This window comes from Luteibacter sp. P4_E6 (genome assembly GCF_056401535.1).
Map to the genome: position 1 here is coordinate 1 of NZ_JBFUJE010000497.1, position 2,875 is coordinate 2,875.

Consider the following 2,875-nt stretch of genomic DNA (forward strand, 5'->3'; position numbering starts at 1 on the left):
GGCCATACGTTCGTGAAAGGTCTATTCGGCCACCGTGAAAAATCTGCCTAGTGGTCTATATTCAACGTGCAAAATCGGTAGTAGTTTCATCCACAGCTTCCCCAAAGCCGATATCGAGGCTTTCATGATTACTGAGCAGGCGGCGCCACGCGCGATCATTTTCGAAGACCATTCCGGGTTGGCCTCAGCGCTCACAGACTTACTCGTCGGTCGGCTGGGCTATGAGGTGGTGGCGTGCGCCGGGTGTATCGAAGATGCCATTCGCGTGGCCCACGTGGAGCGCTGCGACGTCGCCGTCGTGGACCTGGATCTGCAAGGCATCATGGCTTATCCCGCGCTGGACGAACTGATCCGTCGAGGCATTCCCTTCGTGCTCGCGACCGGCGCGATGCCACTCGACATCCCGGTTCGATACCTCGCTCCTCTCGTGTGCAAGCCCTATAGCGCGCAGCAACTGGAACACGCCATCCGCGAGGCTTGCGGACGCGTCGCGGTGCACGCGACAGCGGCCAGCGTCGCCTTGTCAGCAGCTGGCCGCGGCTGAATCAAGCCTCGGTCCGGATGCCCGCCCTTACGCGCAGCGTGTTCTCGACCTCCTTTACCCCCACGGTATCCACCACCGCGTCCTCGGCAAGGTGTTTCATGTAGCGCTCGGGCACGTCCCCGCTCAACGTGACCACGCCCTCCGACACGCCCACCTGGATGTTCGATGCGTCGATCGCGTCGTGCAGCGTCAGTCTTTCGCATACGTCCTCGCTGATGCGTTCGTCGGCGCGCGCGTAGCCTCGAGGACCGACACCCCGATATCCGCCGGGATAGCCTGACGCCGTCCAACGGCGTCCTTCGCCACCATGCGCGGAATCGCCCTCATCGCGGCCGAAGTTGCGGTGCCCAGGATGGCGTCCTTCGTAAGCATGGTGCCCGCCAAAGTCGCGGTGGCCTGGGTGTCGCCCGGCGCTGGCCTCATGACCCRCCTCATAGGGACTCGCCCCGAAGTCCCGCTGCTCGGGGAAACGACCCCGGTTGGCGTACATGCTGCCGAACTCGTCGCCCGGCACGTTACGTTCATCAAAACGACCCATGGTGGGACTCCGGCACGGTAAGAGTGGTCAGTCTTCGCTTTTATCCATGCAGGGCGCGTGGACGCGACGTAGTTCCCTTGTGGCTACCGGCGGTTTTGTCCACTATGGCCCGCACATCGTCGGAAACCGGCGATCCGCCAGACATCGTTACGGGGGTGAGATGTCGCGTATCAGTTTCGATGAGCCGTGGACCTTCGGGGGTCATCCATGGCGTAGTCTCAAGGACACGTCGTTCGGCGTGATCGTCGCGGATGCCCAGGGCGACATCGTCCACGTCAATGAACGTGCGGCGGAGTTGCATGGGTGGGTTCGACTGGCGGTGGGGCCGGAAGACTACAGCCGGATGTACAGCATCTTCACCGAAGAAGGTCGGCCATACCCGTCCGAAGATCTCCCGCTGGCCCGCGCCGTTCGTAAAGGCGAGACCAGCAAGCACGCCCGCTGGGTGGTTCGCCGGCCGGATGGCTCGCGGCAGACGATGCAGGGCTCAGYCTATCCCGTGGTCGACCATGAGGGAGACCAGGTCGCCTCCGTGCTGGTACACGACGCGATCGGCGAGGTCACATCGGGCTGATCAGTGCGCCGGGGCGTCGCGGCTTGCGGCGCCGCAGGCCTGGCGAAGCCAGTCGTTCACGACGTCCAGGTCGGTCACGATGCCTGCGCAAAGGCGGCGCAGTTCGGCCGACGGCTGCTGCAGGTCGGGCACCATGATCGTCGGCAGTCCGGCAGCCACGGCCGAGCGCACGCCGGCCTGGGAGTCCTCGAGGGCAAGGCAGCAGTTGGCCGGCTTGTTGAGGATGCGCGCCGCGCGCAGGTAGGGATCGGGGTAGGGCTTGCAGCGCTCGCAGTCTCCCGCCGCCACGAGGGCGTCGAAACGGTCACGTAGGCCAAACTTCTCAAGATGATGGATAGCCGTGCCATGGGACGAGGAGGTGGCGATGGCGCGGGGCAGGCCGAACTCATCCAGGGTGTCCAGCAGGGCGGTCACGCCGGGTTTCAGCCGGAGGTCGGTGTCGAACATGGCGTGGTAACGCTCGGAAGCGCCTGTCCATACGGCGTCGAGGTCAACCTCGTCGCCCACGTATTCGCGAAGCAGCATGCGCGCCGCATGACCGTGGAGGCCGACCATCCGCTGGCACAGCGACAGGGGGATGTGGATGCCGACGTCCGAGGCCGCGGCAAGCAGGGCATCGCGGTACAGCGCTTCGGTATCGAAGAGCACGCCGTCGAGGTCGAAGACGATCGCCTGCGGTGTCGCCGGAAAACGGACCATGCCAGCCCCCTTTCAAAACAGCATTGCCGCGCTCGTATGGCCGGCTTCATCCCGAAAATAACCCGCTTTGTGGCAGTGCGCCATAGTCCGAATAGGTCATTTCGGCAGTGGAAACGTTTGCGTTCCCCGGCGGCAGCGGCGACGCTTGTCTGATGAGCCATTCGGAACCCATTTGCCCATGAGAAAACGCAGGATGCTCGCCCGAACTTTCGCGGGAGCCCTGGCGGGCGTGCTGCTGTTCCTCTCCGGCGCCTGGGGGGCTATCGCCTTGTTCTACCAGCTGCCCGGTCCGGTACCCGCCCGCGCGACGGGTGCCGTGCTCTGGAGCGTGCTTTACGTCGGCCTGCTGCTCGCCCTGTTCGGCTGGCGGGTGTGGTGGGCGCCGATCGCCCTGGGGGTGGCCCTGGCGTTGCTCATCGGCTGGTGGATCACCATCCAGCCCCGCAACGACCGCGTCTGGTCGGACGATGTGGCTCGGCTTCTTTCAGGGGAGGTCCATGGATCCCACGTCACCCTGCAC

General features: G+C 64.7%; 4 protein-coding genes and 1 pseudogene. 3 read left to right on the forward strand and 2 right to left on the reverse strand.

The window, feature by feature from the left end; genetic code table 11:
• Nucleotides 1-124: 124 nt before the first annotated feature.
• Nucleotides 125-544, forward strand: coding sequence for a response regulator (locus AC1DT2_RS19795; RefSeq protein ID WP_477298200.1), 420 nt, complete (start codon nucleotides 125-127; stop codon nucleotides 542-544).
• Nucleotide 545: 1 nt separating this feature from the next.
• Here AC1DT2_RS19795 and AC1DT2_RS19800 read toward each other — a convergent pair whose 3' ends face one another.
• Nucleotides 546-1,082, reverse strand: a complete 537-nt coding sequence (locus AC1DT2_RS19800; RefSeq protein ID WP_477298203.1) for a BON domain-containing protein — start codon at nucleotides 1,080-1,082, stop codon at nucleotides 546-548.
• Nucleotides 1,083-1,242: 160 nt separating this feature from the next.
• Between AC1DT2_RS19800 and AC1DT2_RS19805 the strand changes: the two genes are divergently transcribed.
• Nucleotides 1,243-1,656: a PAS domain S-box protein gene (locus AC1DT2_RS19805; RefSeq protein WP_477298205.1), complete on the forward strand. Its 414-nt coding sequence runs from the start codon at nucleotides 1,243-1,245 to the stop codon at nucleotides 1,654-1,656.
• Here AC1DT2_RS19805 and AC1DT2_RS19810 read toward each other — a convergent pair whose 3' ends face one another.
• Nucleotides 1,657-2,355: an HAD family hydrolase gene (locus tag AC1DT2_RS19810; RefSeq protein WP_477298207.1), complete on the reverse strand. Its 699-nt coding sequence runs from the start codon at nucleotides 2,353-2,355 to the stop codon at nucleotides 1,657-1,659.
• 193 nt (nucleotides 2,356-2,548) lie between these two features.
• Between AC1DT2_RS19810 and AC1DT2_RS19815 the strand changes: the two are divergent.
• Nucleotides 2,549-2,875 (forward strand): annotated as a pseudogene (locus AC1DT2_RS19815) (Lnb N-terminal periplasmic domain-containing protein); the annotation flags it as partial.

What these genes read in the sequence shown, in the direction of transcription:
- AC1DT2_RS19795 (WP_477298200.1), top strand. Translation starts at nt 125, where the DNA reads ATGATTACTGAGCAGGCGGCGCCACGCGCGATCATTTTCGAAGACCAT.
- AC1DT2_RS19810 (WP_477298207.1), bottom strand. Translation starts at nt 2,355, where the DNA reads ATGGTCCGTTTTCCGGCGACACCGCAGGCGATCGTCTTCGACCTCGAC.